The sequence below is a fragment of the Pseudomonas cistanchae genome (genome assembly GCF_054483635.1).
Window position 1 is genome coordinate 291893 of the sequence record NZ_JBTLWN010000003.1, and the last position, 17446, is coordinate 309338.

General features: G+C 62.7%; 17 protein-coding genes and 1 pseudogene. 9 read left to right on the forward strand and 9 right to left on the reverse strand.

Annotated features, from left to right (window positions below; all coding sequences use genetic code 11):
- Positions 1-34: 34 nt before the first annotated feature.
- Positions 35-2806, reverse strand: coding sequence for a DNA gyrase subunit A (gyrA, locus tag ACX0MV_RS11380; protein WP_458982617.1), 2772 nt, complete (start codon positions 2804-2806; stop codon positions 35-37).
- A gap of 280 nt (positions 2807-3086) precedes the next feature.
- A complete protein-coding gene (gene mtnA / locus ACX0MV_RS11385; RefSeq protein ID WP_458982618.1) occupies positions 3087-4163 on the reverse strand; it encodes an S-methyl-5-thioribose-1-phosphate isomerase in 1077 nt (358 codons plus the stop codon).
- Positions 4164-4344: 181 nt separating this feature from the next.
- Here mtnA and ACX0MV_RS11390 point away from each other — a divergent pair, with 181 nt between their 5' ends.
- The 5 genes from ACX0MV_RS11390 to ACX0MV_RS11410 all read left to right on the forward strand — a co-directional run bounded on the left by ACX0MV_RS11390 (position 4345) and on the right by ACX0MV_RS11410 (position 9135).
- Positions 4345-5664, forward strand: coding sequence for a TRZ/ATZ family hydrolase (locus ACX0MV_RS11390; protein ID WP_458982619.1), 1320 nt, complete (start codon positions 4345-4347; stop codon positions 5662-5664).
- A gap of 145 nt (positions 5665-5809) precedes the next feature.
- Entirely contained in the window at positions 5810-6508 is a 699-nt protein-coding gene (gene ubiG, locus ACX0MV_RS11395; protein WP_458982620.1) for a bifunctional 2-polyprenyl-6-hydroxyphenol methylase/3-demethylubiquinol 3-O-methyltransferase UbiG, read from the forward strand.
- Positions 6508-7179, forward strand: a complete 672-nt coding sequence (gene mupP / locus ACX0MV_RS11400; RefSeq protein ID WP_458982621.1) for an N-acetylmuramic acid 6-phosphate phosphatase MupP — start codon at positions 6508-6510, stop codon at positions 7177-7179. The genes ubiG and mupP overlap by 1 nt, the downstream gene beginning before the upstream one ends.
- A gap of 88 nt (positions 7180-7267) precedes the next feature.
- Positions 7268-8008, forward strand: coding sequence for a YciK family oxidoreductase (locus ACX0MV_RS11405; protein WP_458982622.1), 741 nt, complete (start codon positions 7268-7270; stop codon positions 8006-8008).
- 203 nt (positions 8009-8211) lie between these two features.
- Positions 8212-9135 carry a GGDEF domain-containing protein gene (locus ACX0MV_RS11410; RefSeq protein ID WP_458982623.1) on the forward strand — a complete coding sequence of 308 codons (924 nt, stop codon included), beginning with the start codon at positions 8212-8214 and terminating at the stop codon, positions 9133-9135.
- Between the two features lie 61 nt (positions 9136-9196).
- Here ACX0MV_RS11410 and rluB read toward each other — a convergent pair whose 3' ends face one another.
- The 7 genes and pseudogenes from rluB to ACX0MV_RS11445 form a co-directional block, all read right to left on the reverse strand.
- A complete protein-coding gene (gene rluB, locus ACX0MV_RS11415; protein ID WP_458982624.1) occupies positions 9197-10465 on the reverse strand; it encodes a 23S rRNA pseudouridine(2605) synthase RluB in 1269 nt (422 codons plus the stop codon).
- 136 nt (positions 10466-10601) lie between these two features.
- Positions 10602-10781, reverse strand: coding sequence for a DUF1289 domain-containing protein (locus ACX0MV_RS11420; RefSeq protein WP_458982625.1), 180 nt, complete (start codon positions 10779-10781; stop codon positions 10602-10604).
- Between the two features lie 105 nt (positions 10782-10886).
- Positions 10887-11603 (reverse strand): annotated as a pseudogene (gene scpB / locus ACX0MV_RS11425) (SMC-Scp complex subunit ScpB); the annotation flags it as partial.
- Between the two features lie 2 nt (positions 11604-11605).
- The gene (locus ACX0MV_RS11430; protein WP_487247655.1) at positions 11606-12433 is read right to left on the reverse strand and encodes a segregation and condensation protein A; all 828 of its coding nucleotides are present in this window, start codon (positions 12431-12433) and stop codon (positions 11606-11608) included.
- Between the two features lie 17 nt (positions 12434-12450).
- Entirely contained in the window at positions 12451-13665 is a 1215-nt protein-coding gene (locus ACX0MV_RS11435) for a tryptophan--tRNA ligase (protein WP_458982626.1), read from the reverse strand.
- 60 nt (positions 13666-13725) lie between these two features.
- Positions 13726-14355 carry an L-threonylcarbamoyladenylate synthase gene (locus ACX0MV_RS11440; protein WP_458982627.1) on the reverse strand — a complete coding sequence of 210 codons (630 nt, stop codon included), beginning with the start codon at positions 14353-14355 and terminating at the stop codon, positions 13726-13728.
- A 13-nt stretch (positions 14356-14368) separates the two neighbouring features.
- Complete coding sequence (locus ACX0MV_RS11445) at positions 14369-15232, reverse strand: PHP domain-containing protein (protein WP_458982628.1); 864 nt, start codon at positions 15230-15232, stop codon at positions 14369-14371.
- 148 nt (positions 15233-15380) lie between these two features.
- Between ACX0MV_RS11445 and ACX0MV_RS11450 the strand changes: the two genes are divergently transcribed.
- The 4 genes from ACX0MV_RS11450 (at position 15381) to ACX0MV_RS11465 (ending at position 17405) form a co-directional block, all read left to right on the forward strand.
- Positions 15381-15680 carry a YciI family protein gene (locus ACX0MV_RS11450; RefSeq protein ID WP_458982629.1) on the forward strand — a complete coding sequence of 100 codons (300 nt, stop codon included), beginning with the start codon at positions 15381-15383 and terminating at the stop codon, positions 15678-15680.
- Positions 15681-15739: 59 nt separating this feature from the next.
- On the forward strand, positions 15740-16150 hold the full coding sequence (locus ACX0MV_RS11455; RefSeq protein WP_458982630.1) for an SH3 domain-containing protein: 411 nt from the start codon (positions 15740-15742) through the stop codon (positions 16148-16150).
- Positions 16151-16171: 21 nt separating this feature from the next.
- The gene (locus ACX0MV_RS11460) at positions 16172-16849 is read left to right on the forward strand and encodes a response regulator transcription factor (protein ID WP_458982631.1); all 678 of its coding nucleotides are present in this window, start codon (positions 16172-16174) and stop codon (positions 16847-16849) included.
- Positions 16850-16988: 139 nt separating this feature from the next.
- Positions 16989-17405, forward strand: coding sequence for an LTXXQ domain protein (locus tag ACX0MV_RS11465; protein WP_458982632.1), 417 nt, complete (start codon positions 16989-16991; stop codon positions 17403-17405).
- Positions 17406-17446 lie beyond the last annotated feature (41 nt).

Genomic DNA, 17446 nt, shown 5'->3' on the forward strand with positions numbered 1-17446 from the left:
GCGCGCCGGGGCCATCAGAACGGCGCTGTGCCGATCACTCTTCGCTGGCAGGCCCTTCATCGACCTCGATGTCGGCTGCTTGCGCATCGTCCATCACATCGCCATCAAAGCCCTCTTCACCCTCAAGCAGTTCGTCGCCTTCCTCTTGGGACGGCTCCTGAACACGCTCCAGGCCAACCAGTTTCTCGTCCTTAGCCAGCTTGATCAGGGTGACCCCCTGAGTATTGCGACCCAGGCTGGATATCTCGCCGACGCGGGTGCGCACCAAGGTGCCCTGATCGGAGATCAGCATGATCTCCTCGCCGTCGAGTACCTGCACGGCGCCGACCAGCTTGCCGTTACGCTCGTTGCTGACCATGGCGATCACGCCCTGGCCACCACGACCGCGTCGCGGGAACTCGGCCATTGCCGTGCGCTTGCCGTAGCCGCGCTCGGAGGCGGTGAGGATCTGCGCATCGCTCTCAGGGATCAGCATGGAAATAATGCGCTGGCCTTCCGGCAGACGCATGCCGCGCACGCCACGGGCAGTACGGCCCATGGTGCGCACTTTGCTTTCCTTGAAGCGAATCACCTTGCCACCGTCGGAGAACATCATCACGTCACGGGCGCCGTCAGTGATGGCGGCGGCAATCAGTGTGTCGTCTTCGTCGAGACGCAGGGCAATCAGGCCGGTACTGCGCGGACGGCTGAATTGCACCAGTGGAGTCTTCTTCACCGTACCTTTGGCGGTACTCATGAAAATGTAGGCACCCGTTGGTTCGTCTTCGCCTTCGACATCGTCGGCATCGTCGCCTTCGACGAGGTCTTCGACGTCGTCCTGCTCAACCAGCACACCTTCGATATCGTCCGGCTCGTCACCTTCCGGCGCCTGCTGACGCAGGGCTTCGAGGTCGATTTCCAGCATCGCGGTGATGCGCTCGCCTTCATCCAGCGGCAACAGGTTGACCAGCGGACGGCCGCGGGCGGCGCGCGACGCTTCCGGAATTTCATAGGTTTTCAGCCAGTACACCTTGCCCTTGCTGGAGAACAGCAGCAGCGTGGCGTGGCTGTTGGCGACCAGAAGGTGTTCGATGTAGTCCTCATCCTTGACCCCGGACGCCGACTTGCCCTTACCGCCACGGCGCTGCGCCTGGTAAGCGGTGAGCGGCTGGGACTTGGCGTAGCCGGTGTGGGAAATGGTCACCACACGGTCTTCTTCGGTGATCAGATCACCCAGCGTCAGGTCCAGGCGCGCATCCAGAATCTCGGTGCGGCGCTTGTCGCCGAATTCGGCCTTGACTGCTTCCAGCTCTTCGCGGATCACTTCCATCAGGCGCACGGCGCTGGTGAGGATGCGGATCAGCTCGCCGATCTGGGTGAGAATTTCCTGGTATTCGGCCAGCAGCTTCTCGTGCTCGAGGCCGGTCAGGCGGTGCAGACGCAGCTCGAGAATGGCCTGGGCCTGCTCCGGCGACAGGTAGTACTTGCCATCGCGCAGGCCGTATTGCGGCGGCAGGTCTTCAGGTCGGCACGAGTCGGCACCAGCACGCTCGACCATGGCTTCTACCGCCGACGATTCCCAGGCGGTGGAAATCAGAGCTTCCTTGGCTTCGGCAGGGGTCGGCGAGGCCTTGATCAAGGCGATGACCGGGTCGATGTTGGACAGTGCCACGGCCTGACCTTCAAGGATATGCCCACGCTCACGAGCCTTGCGCAATTCGAACACGGTGCGCCGGGTAACCACTTCACGGCGGTGCAGGATGAACGCTTCAAGCATGTCCTTGAGGTTGAGGACCTTCGGCTGGCCGTCGATCAGGGCGACGACGTTGATGCCGAACACGCTCTGCATCTGGGTCTGGGCGTACAGGTTGTTGAGTACCACCTCAGGCACTTCGCCGCGGCGCAGCTCGATGACGATGCGCATACCGTCCTTGTCGGACTCGTCGCGCAGCTCAGTGATACCTTCGAGCTTCTTCTCTTTAACCAGCTCGGCGATCTTCTCGATCAAGCGCGCCTTGTTCAGCTGATACGGCAGCTCGCTGACGATGATCTGCTGACGACCGCCCACCTTGTCGATGTCTTCGATACTGGCGCGGGCACGCATATAGATGCGCCCACGACCGGTGCGGTACGCCTCGATGATGCCGGCGCGGCCGTTGATGATCGCCGCGGTCGGGAAGTCCGGACCGGGGATGTACTGCATCAACTCGTCGACCGTCAGCTCGCCGTTATCGATAAGGGCAAGGCAGCCGTTGATCACTTCAGTCAGGTTGTGCGGCGGGATATTGGTCGCCATGCCGACGGCGATGCCGCTGGAGCCGTTGACCAGCAGGTTGGGAATCTTGGTCGGCATGACCGCAGGAATCATCTCGGTGCCGTCGTAGTTCGGCACCCAGTCCACGGTTTCTTTGTGCAGATCGGCCAGCAGCTCATGGGCCAGCTTGGTCATGCGCACTTCGGTGTATCGCATGGCGGCGGCGTTGTCGCCGTCCACCGAGCCGAAGTTGCCCTGACCGTCGACCAGCAGGTAACGCAGGGAAAACGGCTGAGCCATACGGACGATGGTGTCGTACACCGCAGTATCGCCGTGCGGGTGGTACTTACCGATCACGTCACCGACCACACGGGCGGACTTCTTGTAAGCCTTATTCCAGTCGTTGCCCAGCTCGCTCATCGCGAACAGCACGCGGCGGTGCACGGGCTTCAAGCCATCGCGCGCATCCGGCAGCGCTCGCCCGACGATTACGCTCATCGCATAGTCGAGGTAGGACTGCTTGAGTTCGTCTTCAATATTGACCGGGAGGATTTCTTTGGCCAGTTCGCCCATGAGTAGCCTGATTCCTTTTTCTAGTGAAACTCCGTGCCGCCTATCCTGAACGGGACGAAGTTCGTCGTTGTGGCAAAAGGCCAACTACGACTCACGACAAATCAATGAGTTATGCCATGTAACTGCGCTGATCAGGCACCCTGGACGGGCGCCCCTGAAAGCGGCGGGAGCTTATCACAATCACCGCCTCGCACCTATCCCCGACAGCCAGCCTGACGTCAGGCGCAGGCATGGAAATGTCCGCTCGCGCCAGCGCCGCGCTGGGGACCGAGCGCGGCGCTCAATGCAGGCGCTTGCGGCACATCAGCAGCGCCATTTTCGCTGCATCCGGGCGCTCGACCACGCCCTTCTCGGTCACGATGAAGTCGATCAGATCCGCAGGCGTCACATCGAACACCGGATTGACCGCCTCCACCGCAGCTGCCACGCGCTTGCCGTTGAACTCGAGCAGCTCGCCGCCATCGCGCTCTTCGATGGGGATGTCGTCGCCGCTTTGTATCGTCATGTCGATGGTCGAGCTGGGCGCGACCACCATGAACCGCACGCCATGGTGCATGGCGCTGACGGCCAACTGGTAGGTGCCGATCTTGTTGGCTACGTCGCCATTGGCAGCAATCCGGTCGGCGCCGACGATCACCCAGGTGATGCCACGGGTTTTCATCAGGTGCGCCGCCGCGGAGTCCACGTTCAGGCTTACCGGGATGCCTTCATTGGCCAGTTCCCAGGCGGTCAGACGCGAGCCCTGCAGCCATGGCCGCGTCTCGTCGGCGTACACCCGCTCTACCAGGCCCTCCAGATAAGCACCGCGAATCACCCCGAGCGCCGTGCCAAAACCACCCGTGGCCAGGGCCCCGGTGTTGCAGTGAGTCAGCAGATTCTGCAGGTTGCCCTGATGCTTGCGGATCAGATCAACCCCGAGCTGGGCCATGGTCAGATTGGCCTCGCGATCACTCTGGTGGATGCCCAGCGCTTCGGCCTCCAGCAGGGCGAGTGGATCATCGGTCGGCTTGAGTCGCCCCAGACGGTCGCGCATGCGATCGAGCGCCCAGAACAGGTTGACGGCGGTAGGCCGTGAATTGGCCAGCACCTCGAAATCCTCCTGCAATGCGGCACGCCAGTCGCCACCTACGGCCAACCGCTTACCGGCGGCAAGCACCACTGCATAGGCTGCGGCGATGCCGATTGCCGGCGCACCGCGCACGATCATCAGGCGTATGGCCTCCGCCACCTCAGAAGCAGTGTGGTAGCTGCGCCAGATTTCCTCGAGAGGCAACACGCGCTGATCAAGCAAATGCAGGGCGCCGTCTCGCCATTCGATGGCCTTAACCTTTTCCGCCGCTAGCAGTTGCTCGCGCATCACAGACCTCACCCTGAAAAAGCCGAGCATTATACCCAGACCGCACACGAATGGCTGAAACCGGACGGAGGGCTGATGGCCAGGCCGGATAACCAGCCGAAACGGCCCACCCTCCTTTCAGCTTCAAGCCTGGGGCAATCCCCTATAAACTCGCGCGTTTAAGCCAGCGGAAGCCCTTCCCATGCCAGACGCCCCTCTCGACCTTCTCCTGCTCCCCACCTGGCTGGTGCCGGTCGAACCCGCCGGCGTGGTATTGCACGAGCATGGCCTGGGGATTCGCGACGGCCGCATCGTCCTGATTGCCCCACGCGCAGAGGCGCTCAAGTACTCGGCGCTGGAAGTACGCGAGCTGCCGGATCGTCTGCTCGCACCGGGCCTGGTCAACGCCCACGGGCATGCGGCCATGACCCTGTTCCGCGGGCTGGCCGACGACCTGCCATTGATGACCTGGCTGGAGCAGCATATCTGGCCGGCCGAGGCGAAATGGGTGAGTGAAGACTTCATCCGCGACGGCACCGAACTGGCCATCGCCGAGCAGCTGAAAGGCGGCATCAGCTGTTTTTCAGACATGTATTTCTTCCCGGAAATCGCCAGCGAGCAGGTTCACAACAGCGGCATGCGTGCGCAGATCACCATCCCGATCCTGGACTTCCCGATCCCCGGCGCCCGCGATGCGGACGAGGCGTTTCGCAAGGGCCTGCAGCTGTTCGACGACCTCAAGCACCACTCGCGCCTCAAGGTCGCCTTCGGCCCCCACGCCCCCTATACCGTCAGCGATGACAAGCTGGAAAACATTCGAGTGCTCGCCGACCAGCTGGACGCCAGCATTCATATGCACGTCCAGGAAACTGCATTCGAAGTGCAGCAGAGCCTGGAGCGGTGCGGCGAGCGCCCCCTCGCCCGGCTGGCGCGGCTCGGCCTGCTCGGCCCGCGCTTCCAAGCCGTGCACATGACGCAGATCGACGAGGACGACCTCGAGCTGCTGGTCAGTACCAATACCAGCGTGATCCATTGCCCCGAATCGAACCTCAAGCTGGCCAGCGGCTTCTGCCCGGTGGAAAAGCTCTGGCAAGCCGGGGTCAATGTCGCCATTGGCACGGATGGCGCCGCGAGTAACAACGACCTCGACCTGCTCGGCGAAACCCGCACGGCCGCGCTGCTGGCCAAGGCGGTCGCGGGTTCGGCTACCGCGCTGGACGCCCACCGGGCACTGCGCATGGCGACCCTCAACGGCGCGCGCGCACTGGGCATGGACAAGGAAATCGGTTCACTGGAAGTGGGCAAAGCCGCTGACCTTGTGGTTTTCGATTTATCCGGCCTGGCCCAGCAGCCCGTGTACGATCCGGTCTCCCAGCTGATTTACGCCTGCAGCCGCGCCTGCGTCGAGCATGTCTGGGTCGGCGGCAAACAGCTGCTCGATGGCGGTCGGCTTACCCGCATGGATGAGCAACAGATCGTCGCCAATGCCCGCACCTGGGGCGCCAAGATAGCCACCAGATGATGCATCCATAGGGGTGCGGGACGCCTCGCTGCGACAAACTGACATACAAAGCTGCGCCATGCGGCGCCCACTGCACAACGCGAAACTGGCACCATGGGCAATCGAAACCTCAGCTCTGCCGCCGCCAGTTTATTCAGGGATATCTATGAGCAACGTCGACCACGCTGAAATCGCCAAATTCGAAGCCCTCGCCCACCGCTGGTGGGACCGCGAAAGTGAGTTCAAGCCGCTGCACGACATCAACCCGTTGCGGGTCAACTGGATCGATGAACGCGTCGGCCTGGCTGGCAAGAAGATCGTCGATATCGGTTGCGGTGGCGGCATTCTCAGCGAAGCCATGGCGCAGCGCGGCGGCACCGTTACCGGCATCGACATGGGCGAAGCGCCACTCGCAGTTGCGCGCCTGCATCAACTCGAATCCGGCGTTTCAGTCGACTACCGGCGGACCACCGCCGAAGCCCTTGCCGCCGAAATGCCAGGCCAGTTTGATGTAGTCACCTGCCTGGAGATGCTCGAGCACGTGCCGGACCCCGCCTCGGTCATCCGCGCCTGCCACACCCTGGTCAAGCCCGGCGGTCAGGTGTTCTTCTCCACCATCAACCGCAACCCCAAGGCCTATCTGTTTGCGGTGATTGGCGCGGAATACCTGCTGCGTCTGCTGCCGCGCGGCACCCATGACTTCAAGAAATTCATCCGCCCCTCCGAGCTGGGCGCCTGGAGCCGCGAAACCGGCCTGCAGGTCAAGGACATCATCGGCCTGACGTACAACCCGCTGACCAAGCGCTACAAGCTGGAAGCGGACGTCGACGTCAACTACATGATCCAGACCCTCAAGGAGGCCTAATGCGTTTGCGCGCAGTTCTTTTCGACATGGACGGCACCCTGCTCGACAGTGCGCCGGACTTCATCGCCATCTGCCAAGCCATGCGCGTCGAGCGTGGGCTGGAGCCCATCGATGACAAGCTGATTCGCGACCAGGTTTCCGGCGGCGCACGCGCCATGATCGCCAGTACCTTCGCCATGGCGCCCGAAGCCGCCGGCTTCGAGGCCTTGCGCCTGGAGTTTCTCGAGCGTTATCAGGACCACTGCGCCGTGCTGACCCGGCCTTTCGACGGGATAAACGAGCTGCTCAAGGAAATCGAGCAGGCCAAACTGATCTGGGGCGTGGTAACCAACAAGCCGGTGCGCTATGCCGAACCCATCATGCGCCAGCTCGGCCTGGCCGAACGCTCGGCAATCCTGATCTGCCCGGACCATGTGACCCGCAGCAAGCCCGACCCCGAGCCGATGATTCTCGCCTGTTCGCAACTCGAGCTGGACCCTGCCAGCGTGCTGTTCGTCGGCGATGACCTGCGCGACATCGAGTCAGGCCGCGCGGCGGGCACACGCACCGCCGCCGTCACCTATGGCTATATCCACCCCGACGACAATGCGCGTAACTGGGGTGCCGATGTGGTGATCGACCACCCGCTGGAACTGCTCACGGTGCTTGATCAGGCGCTGTGCGGCTGCTGAGCCACCCACGGCGCCAGATCAGTTGCCGCGCGCTACCTAGGTGCATTCACAACGCTGCCCACCTTTCCCTGAATAGAGAGACCTTACGATGTTCCAGTACTCCGCCCGGCCCGACCTGCTCAAAGACCGAGTGATCCTGGTCACCGGCGCCGGCCGGGGGATTGGCGCCGCCGCCGCGCAGGCATTTGCCGCCCATGGCGCCACTGTGCTGCTGCTGGGCAAAACCGAAGGCAATCTGGCCAAGGTCTATGACGCCATCGAAGCCGCCGGACATGCGCAACCAGCGGTGATCCCCTTCAATCTGGAAACCGCCCTGCCGCATCAGTACGACGAACTGGCGGCGATGATCGAGCGCGAGTTCGGCAAGCTCGATGGCCTGCTGCACAACGCCTCGATCATCGGCCCGCGCACGCCGCTGGAGCAGCTTTCGGGCGACAATTTCATGCGCGTCATGCAGGTCAACGTCAACGCCATGTTCATGCTGACCAGCACCCTGCTGCCACTGCTCAAGCTGTCCAGTGACGCATCGGTGGTGCTTACCTCCAGTAGCGTGGGCCGCAAGGGCCGCGCCTACTGGGGCGCCTACGCGGTATCCAAGTTTGCCACCGAAGGCTTGATGCAAGTGCTCGCCGATGAAGTCGATGGCATCAGCAACGTGCGCGCCAACAGCGTCAACCCAGGCGCTACCCGTACCGACATGCGCGCCCAGGCGTACCCGGGAGAGAACCCGGCGAACAATCCACTGCCCGCTGCGATCATGCCGGTTTACCTGTACCTGATGGGTCCGGATAGTGTTGGGGTAAACGGCCAGGCGCTCGACGCGCAGTAAACCACCGACGCCGCCAATTTTTCGGCGGCGCCTTCTGACCCCTGGCAGCGAATTGCCATGACGGCGTCAGGCAACCGGCAAGAACTTGCCTCCGCCACCCTTAAAATTGCGGCATGTCATTGAAAAATAATGACATTATCTACATGGCTTGATGTTTGCTTCCCTCTGCGTACAACAGCGCCGCGCGCCAGAGGCTGAGCACCATGGGTCCGAATAACCACTCCAACACCATCGACTTCGACGCTGCCAAGCTGCAGCGGTTGGGGTATGCAACCCGTCCCCAGCCGCTCAAGCCGATTGGCTTGGCTCAACTGCGCCAGCAGTTGAATCTGCAATTGCAGACTTCTTTGGAAATGGACCGCATCCTCGAACTGTTCTACCGGGAAGTGCAACGCCTGGTACCGCTGGACGCGCTCGGCTATCAGCTGGCAACTTATAACCTGCGTATCGAACTGGGCGAGCGGGCCAACCATTCGGCCGGCTACCGCCTGTGTCACGATGGCGAATACATGGGCGAGCTGATTTTCCGTCGCAGCCAGCGTTTCAGCGAGGACGAGCTGGGCATGCTCGAATCCCTGCTCGCCAGCCTGCTGTTCCCGCTGCGCAATGCCCTGCTCTATCGCGCAGCGGTATTGAGCGCGCTGCGTGACCCGCTGACGGACACCGGTAATCGCCTGGCGCTGACCCAGTCATTGCAGCGGGAAGTGGACCTGGCGCGACGCAACCTGCAGCCACTGTCCGTGCTGATGCTGGACATTGACCATTTCAAGCAGATCAATGACATGCACGGCCATGCCTATGGCGATGAGGTGCTCAAAGCGGTCGCCGAAACCATGCGCGACCAGCTGCGTAACGTCGACATGGCGTTCCGCTATGGCGGCGAGGAATTCCTGATACTGCTCTCCGGCACCGGTCGTGAAGCGGCCAGCCTGGTCGGCGAACGCCTGCGCAACGCGGTGCAGAACCTGCAATGCCTGAATCAGCATCAGGCAATCATGGTCTCGATCAGCCTTGGCTGCGCGACGCTGCTGCCCGGCGAGTCGCCCGACAGCCTTTTACGCCGAGCAGACAGTGCGCTGTACGCCGCCAAACGCAGCGGCCGCAACCGCCTGAACATGGCTGGCTGAGCCGCCAGAGGCAATAAAAAAGGGACTCTTTCGAGTCCCTTTTTGTTTCACAGCCCACCGGTTATTCAGGCTTGCGGCTACCGCGACCAAAGCCTGGGCGCTGACCTTCACCCGTTGGTTGACTGCGACGTTTCACCGGCGCACCGGCAGGCTTGCGGACTGGGCGTTCAGCCAGTTCGACCCCGGGCCGCTTCGCGGCTGGCTTGGCCGGGCGCTTCTTGTTCACGTCACGTGGGCGATCAGCGACCGGCGTACCTTTGTCAACCTGATTGCGACCCTGGTCCGCGCGTGGCGGACGCGGCGTGCGAGAGCCGCGTTCGCCATTTTCGCCGCCAGAGCGCCCACGTTCTCCACCTTCGCCGCGGGGCGTGCGCACCGGGCGGTCTGCCCCTTCGCTGCGGGGAGCACGCGAACGGCCTTGATCACCGTCCACCTGGCCGCCGCCATGGGCAGGACGCAGGGTCCGCACCGGACGCTCGGCACGACCGACCGGCTTGGCCGATTTGCGCTGCAGACGCTCGAGCTTGTCGCGGGTCTTTTCTTTCATATCCGGCAGGGCCACCGGCTTGAGACCAACTTCCTCGCTGAGGATATCGACCTCGCGCTGGCTCATCTCGCGCCAGCGACCCATGGTCAGGTCCGAGGTCATGAACACCGGGCCGAAGCGCACGCGCTTGAGTCGGCTGACCACCAGCCCCTGGGACTCCCACAGCCGGCGCACTTCGCGGTTGCGACCCTCCATCACCACGCAGTGATACCAGTGGTTGAAGCCTTCGCCGCCGGGCGCTTCCTTGATGTCGGTGAATTTTGCCGGGCCGTCTTCGAGCATGACGCCAGCTTTCAGCCGCTCGATCATCTCCTCATCAACTTCGCCGCGTACGCGCACCGCGTATTCGCGGTCCATCTGATAGGACGGGTGCATCAGGCGGTTGGCCAATTCACCGTCGGTGGTGAACATCAGCAGGCCGGTGGTGTTGATGTCGAGGCGGCCGATATTGATCCAGCGACCTTCTTTTGGCCGCGGCAGGCGATCAAACACCGTCGGCCGGCCTTCCGGGTCGTCGCGGGTGCAGATCTCGCCTTCCGGCTTGTTGTAGAGAATGACGCGGCGCACGCTTTCGGCCGCTTCTTCACGCTTGACCAGGCGACCATCAATGGCGATGGCGTCATGCAGGTCGACGCGCTGACCAAGGCTGGCGACCGCGCCGTTGACCTTGACCCGGCCTGCGCTGATCCAGCCTTCGATTTCGCGGCGCGAAGCCAGGCCCATACGCGCCATGACTTTCTGCAGTTTCTCGCCTGCGGGGCTGTATTCTTCGGATTCACTCATCTGGGCACCTCCCGGTGTTTTCTTTAGTGATTGGACGACTCGGGTCGTCGAAGGGCCGCGGAGCATACGCTAATCGCGGCTGTTAAGCACCTTGAGCCTATAAGCACCTTGAGCCTAGCCGCTCGGCGGGCCGACGTCAGCCTTTGCGACGCCCGGTGGCGGCCAATGCCAGCAGGCGCATATCCGCCTCGGCCAATATCGCGCGACGCTCGGGCTTGTCGAGTTTCTTCCAGGCCCTGATCTCCACCTTACTGCGTCCGCAGCCCAGGCAGATATCGCGCTGGAACTTGCATACTTTGATGCAGGGATCTTTCAACTGTCGATGCCTCGCTCCAGGTGTCGCCAACCGAAACCGCTGCCGTCAGCGGCCGGCTAAATCGTCTTCACCCGACTCCGCAGGCACCGCCGCGTCCTGCTCGGGCAGATCATCGAAGTCGGTTTTCAAGCCCTGCTCCATCGAATCGAGTTCGGCCAGCAAGCTGCTGAAACTGGTTTCCTCGCCCGGCTCGTTCGCAGGCTCATCGGCGTTCGCCAGATCAGCACGTGCCTGCAAGCCTGCCGGCGCTTCCAGCTCATCGTCGAAGGCCAGCAGCGGTTCCGGCTCCAACTCGCGTAGCGCAGCCAGCGGCGGCAGCTCATCGAGACTCTTGAGGTTGAAGTGATCGAGAAACGCCTTGGTGGTGGCGAACATCGCCGGTTTGCCGGGCACGTCGCGGTACCCGACCACGCGGATCCACTCGCGTTCGAGCAGCGTCTTGACGATGTGGCTATTGACCGCCACGCCGCGCACGTCTTCGATCTCGCCACGGGTAATCGGCTGGCGATAGGCAATCAGCGCGAGGGTTTCCAGCATCGCCCGCGAATAGCGCTGCGGCCGCTCCTCCCATAAACGACCCACCCAGGGCGCATACAGCTCACGCACCTGCAGGCGGTAGCCGGAGGCGACCTCCTTGAGTTCGAAGGCGCGGCCGTCGCAGGACTTGCGCAAGTGCTCCAGGGCTTTCTTGAACACCTCGGGTTCGGGCCGCTCGCCGTCTTCGAACAACTCGTACAGGCGCTCCAGGGATTGCGGCTTGCCCGAGGCGAGCAGAAAGGCCTCCAGCAGGCTCGCAAGTTCGCGGGGTTCGGTCAGGTTCATGCTTATTCGGCTCGCGCACGCAAGTGGATCGGCCCGTAAGCCTCGGTTTGTACCAGCTCGACCAGGGATTCCTTGATCAGTTCGAGCACGGCCATGAAAGTCACCACCACCCCCAATCGCCCCTCTTCAGCGGTAAACAGCGCCACGAAAGGAACGAAGCCTCCGCCCTTGAGGCGCTCCAGCACCTCGCTCATGCGCTCGCGGGTAGACAAGGCCTCGCGGGTGACCTGATGACTTTCGAACATGTCGGCGCGGCGCAGCACTTCGGCCATCGACAGCAGCAGTTCCTCCAGGCTGACGTCCGGCAGCAGCTTGCGCGCCCGCGCTTCCGGCGCGTCCAGGCGCGGCACGATGTGATCGCGCCCCACCCGCGGCAAGCGGTCGATACCTTCGGCAGCAGCCTTGTAGCGTTCGTATTCCTGCAGGCGGCGAATCAATTCGGCGCGGGGATCGTCTTCCTCGGCTTCGGCTTCGCTGGAACGCGGCAGCAACATGCGCGATTTGATTTCCGCGAGCATCGCCGCCATGACCAGGTATTCGGCGGCAAGCTCCAGCCGCACCGACTGCATCAGCTCGACGTAGCCCATGTACTGGCGGGTAATTTCGGCAACGGGAATATCCAGTACGTCGATATTCTGTTTGCGAATCAGGTAAAGCAGCAGGTCCAGCGGGCCTTCAAACGCCTCGAGAAAAACCTCTAGAGCATCCGGTGGGATGTACAGGTCCAGCGGCATTTCGGTAACTGCCTGACCATAGACGAGGGCAAACGGCAGCTCCTGCTGGGCATTGGCCTGGCTGTCGGCAACATCGGCGGGCGATGGATTTTCCATAAAGGTCTCGGCCTGGCTCAGCGGTAGTTCAGGCCCAAGGCATGTCGCACCTCGGTCAGGGTTTCGCGCGCTTCGACGCGAGCATGCTCGGCGCCTTCGGCGAGAATGCGCCGCACCAAATCGGGGTTGTCCTGATAATCGGCCGCGCGGGCCTGCAACGGAATCAGCTCCTGCTGCACTGCTTCGATCAGCGGCGCCTTGCACTCCAGGCAGCCGATGCCTGCGCTGCGGCAACCCTCCTCGGCCCAGGCGCGGGTCTGCTCGCTGGAATACAGCTGGTGCAGCGACCACACCGGGCAGCGCTGCGGCTCGCCTGGATCGGTGCGATGAACCCGGGCCGGGTCAGTGGGCATCCGCTTGATCTTTTCCTCGATGTCGTCAGGCCGGTCTCGCAGGAAGATCGCGTTGTGGTTGGACTTGGCCATCTTGCGACCGTCCAGCCCGAGAATCTTCGGCGCCTCGCCGAGCAGCGGCTGCGGTTCAGGCAGCAAGACCTTGCCGCCCCCCTCCAGGTAACCAAACAGGCGCTCCTTGTCGCCCAGGGTAATCGTCTGCTGATCCTTCAGCAGCGCCCGCGCGGTTTCCAGCGCCTCGACATCGCCTTGCTCCTGAAACGCCCGGCGCAAATTGGTATAGAGCGCGGCAGTTTTCTTGCCCAGCTTGACGATGGCCGCTTCCGCCTTGCTCTCGAAACCAGGCTCGCGTCCGTACAGGTGGTTGAAACGCCGGGCGACTTCCCGGGCGAATTCGATATGCGCCAGCTGGTCACCGCCGACCGGTACCACGCCGGCGCGGTAGATCAGGATATCGGCGGCCTGCAACAAGGGGTAACCGAGAAAGCCGAAGGTGCCGAGGTCCTTGCCATGGGCCTGCTCCTGCTGCTCTTTATAGGATGGCACCCGCTCCAGCCAGCTGACCGGGCAGATCATCGAAAGCAGCAGATGAAGCTCGGCGTGTTCCGGCACCTGGGACTGGATGAACAGCGTTGCCGAACTGGGACTGACGCCGGCGGCCAGCCAATCCACGGCCATGTCCATGACGTTTTCGGAAATCTGCCCGACTTCGGCGTAATCGGTGGTCAGCGCGTGCCAATCGACAATGCAGAAAAAGCATTCGTAGGTGTGCTGCAACCTGATCCAGTTCTTCAGCACGCCGTGGTAATGGCCAATGTGCAACTGGCCGCTGGGGCGCATGCCGGAGAGCACGCGGCGCGCAGGGTCAACAAGGCTCAACGGGGTTTACCTAAATGAATCGACAGGGGCCGATTATAGCCAGGGCGTGGGGCGCGCCGACTAGGCCTGATTGGAAAAAGGCGACGCATCGCCACAACCAACCCGAATCACCTGCGGCTCGTCGTCGACCAGACTGACCACGGTAGAGGCTTCCAGGCCGCCAAAACCGCCGTCGATGATCAGGTCGACCTGATGCTCGAGCAACTGACGCATTTCATAGGGATCGCTCATCGGCAAGGCCTCACCTGGCATGATCAAGCTGACGCTCATCAGCGGCTCGCCGAACTCTTCGAGCAGGGCCATGGCGATCGGGTGACTGGGTACACGCAAACCGATACTGCGGCGCTTGGGGTGCAGCAGCATGCGCGGCACTTCGCGGGTGGCGTTGAGGATGAAGGTGTACGGGCCGGGCGTGTGGGTCTTCAACAAGCGGAAGGCAGCGGTATCGACCTTGGCGAACGAGCTGAGCTGCGACAGATCGCGGCACACCAGAGTGAAGTTGTGCTTGTCGTCCAGCTGGCGCAGCCGGCGAATCCGCTCCACCGCGTTCTTGTCGCCGATATGGCAACCGACCGCGTAGGAAGAGTCCGTAGGGTAAACCACCACACCGCCGGCCCGGATGATTTCGACTGCCTGCTTTATCAGACGCAGCTGCGGGTTTTCCGGATGAATCTGGAAAAATTGACTCACGCTCAATCCCTGTTCAGGTTGCAGTAGGCTGCTGGACATGCTGAAAACGCGTCCAAAGGGGTGACAGATCCTCGGGTAATGGGCGATACATGCCCAATTCCGACCAGTCACCCGGTGCATGAAAATCACTGCCGACGCTCGCCAGCAGACCGAATTCCCGCGCCAGGATCGCCAATCCCCCGACCTGCTCGGCCGGTTGCATGCCATTGACCACTTCCAGCGCATGGCCACCGGCCTGGACGAAATCGGCAATCAGCTTGCGACGCTTGCTACGAGTAAAGTCGTACTGCCACGGGTGCGCCAGGCTGATCCAGGCGCCCGCCTGTTCCAGGGTCGCGACCGCCTGCTCCAGCGTTGGCCAGTGCTGTTTGACATCGCCGAGCTTGCCCGAGCCCAGCCACTTGCGGAACGCTTCGGCGCGGTCCTTGACGTGGCCGGCGCGCACAAGGAACTCGGCAAAATGCGGCCGCGCCGGTGCGTTGCCGCTATCGCCCAGTTCCTGCTGCACCGCCCGCGCACCGTCCATCGCGCCTGGCATGCCCTTGGCTTCTAAGCGTTTGCCGATTTCCACCGCACGCAGCCAGCGCCCCTCGTGCAGTTCGGCAATCGACTGGCGCAGGGCCGGCGAATCGGCTGCGAAGGCATAACCGAGCACATGAATGGTTGCGCCACCCCAGGTGCAGGACAGCTCGATGCCGTTGACCAGATCCATGCCCAGGGCCATGGCGGCGACCCGCGCTTCTTCGATGCCTTCAAGGGTATCGTGGTCGGTCAACGCCAGCAGCCTCACGCCGCGCTCATGGGCGCGCGCCACCACCACGGCAGGCGCTAGGGCGCCGTCCGAAGCAGTGCTGTGACAGTGCAAATCAACATCCATAAGGGCCGCTTTCCGAGTCATTTATGTTTGTTATTATGCCGCCACCTGCGATTTCCCGCTGCCGTCGCGTAACAATTCCTCGACTTTGCCCGGCCGTACTGCTTTTCTGCGCGACAGCTCGCCCATCAAAGACTCAATAAGGATTGAGATGCTCTACGCCATCATTGCCACCGACGTCGCCAACTCCCTGGAAAAGCGCCTGGCTGCGCGCCCTGCTCATCTGGAGCGGCTGGGACAGTTGAAAAACCAGGGCCGCCTGGTTCTCGCCGGCCCCCATCCGGCCGTCGACAGCATCGATCCAGGCACTGCGGGCTTTTCCGGTAGCCTGATCGTGGCCGAGTTCGAATCGCTGAGCGCCGCACAGACCTGGGCCGATGCCGACCCTTACCGCGCCGCCGGGGTGTATGCCTCGGTCGTGGTCAAGCCGTTCAAGCTGGTCCTGCCGTAACCCTGAAAACCTCGTGACAACGCTGCTCAACAATAACAATCAGAAAAATAGGAGTTCCGATGCGTCCAGGCCCGTCGTTGTTGCTAATTGCGCTGTTGTTGTCGCCCTATCATGCAAGCGCGGAGCAAAGCCCGCCGCAACCAGCGGTTACGCCGCCATCGCCCCAGGCCGATATCGCGCCGCCAGCGCCACAGCCGCAACCGGTTGCCGACGTGCAGCTGCCCGCCACCCCAGTTACCCAATCGCAAGCCGACGATGGCGAGCGCGATAGCGTTCAGCTGCAGCGCCTGCGGCAGGAAAACCAGCGGCTCAAGCTGCGCTTGAAAGAAGCCCTGGCCGCTGCGCCCGAGCGCCTGGTGAGCGAGCAGCAGCTGTGGTTCGCCATTGGCGCCGGGGCCAGCCTGCTGGGTGTTATCATCGGAGCGTTATTACGCGGCGGTCGTCGCTCGCGCCGCGAATGGCTGAATTGAACCATTTATGAATGCTTTTATATGAGCGCCTTGCTGTTAATCGATGACGATGTCGAGCTGTGCGACCTGCTGGCCAACTGGCTGACCCAGGAAGGCTTTCAGGTCAGCGCCTGCCATGACGGCCTGAGCGCTCGCCGCGCCCTGGCGCATCACACTCCGGATGCAGTGGTACTGGACGTGATGCTGCCCGACGGCAGCGGCCTCGAACTGCTCAAGCAGCTGCGCAGCGATCACCCCGAACTGCCGGTGCTGATGCTCTCGGCACGCGGCGAGCCGCTGGATCGGATCATCGGCCTGGAACTGGGCGCGGACGATTACCTGGCCAAACCCTGCGACCCCCGTGAACTGACCGCCCGCTTGCGCGCGGTGTTGCGCCGCAGCACTACAGTTCCAGTGACGGGACAGTCGCAGCTGGGCGATCTGTGTTTCAGCCCGGCGCGAGGCGTGGTCAGCATCGGCGAGCAGGAAGTGATCCTGACCCTGTCGGAAAGCCGCGTGCTGGAAGCCTTGCTGCATCAGCCGGGCGAGCCGGTGGACAAACAGGTGCTGGCGCAACTGGCGCTGGGTCGCAAGTTGACGCTTTACGATCGCAGCCTGGACATGCACGTCAGCAACCTGCGCAAGAAGCTCGGGCCCCATCCAGACGGGCGGCCACGCATTCTCGCCCTGCGCGGCCGCGGCTATTACTACAGTGGTTGAACAGCCTCCATTGAACCGCACAGCCATGCCACCGACATTCTCTTTACCCAAGCTTTACCCTTGCCTGACCGTCTTTGACCTTGACGGCCCTAAGCTGGGCACATCCGGCGCTGACCGGCCTCAGACAAGGAGACATACCATGCGCACTACCCTCACCGCCCTGCTGCTCGCATTGACGCTGCCGACCCTCGCCATGGCGATGCCCGAAGGTGGCTCACGCCTCGGCGGCCACCACGGCGATCATGGCTACCGGATGTTCAAGGAACTCGACCTGAGCAAAGAGCAGCACCGCGAAATACGTAAACTGATGGGCGATCAAATGAAAGACCGCCATGACATCACTCAGCGCTACCTGGAAAAACTCCCGGCGGCCGAGCAGAAGGCCATGCAGGACGAGCTGAAAGCGGCCAAGGAAAAGCAGCACGCGAGTATCCGCGCCCTGCTCAACCCCGAGCAGCAGAAAGCCTTCGACGAGCAACTGAAGAAAATGCAGGAACGTCGCGCCGAACGGCAAGCACTCGAGGCCTGGAAAGCGGAGCAGGCCCGCAAGAGCTGATATCAACCGTCCACCCTTGCCATCGCCCAGCGGTTCGATGG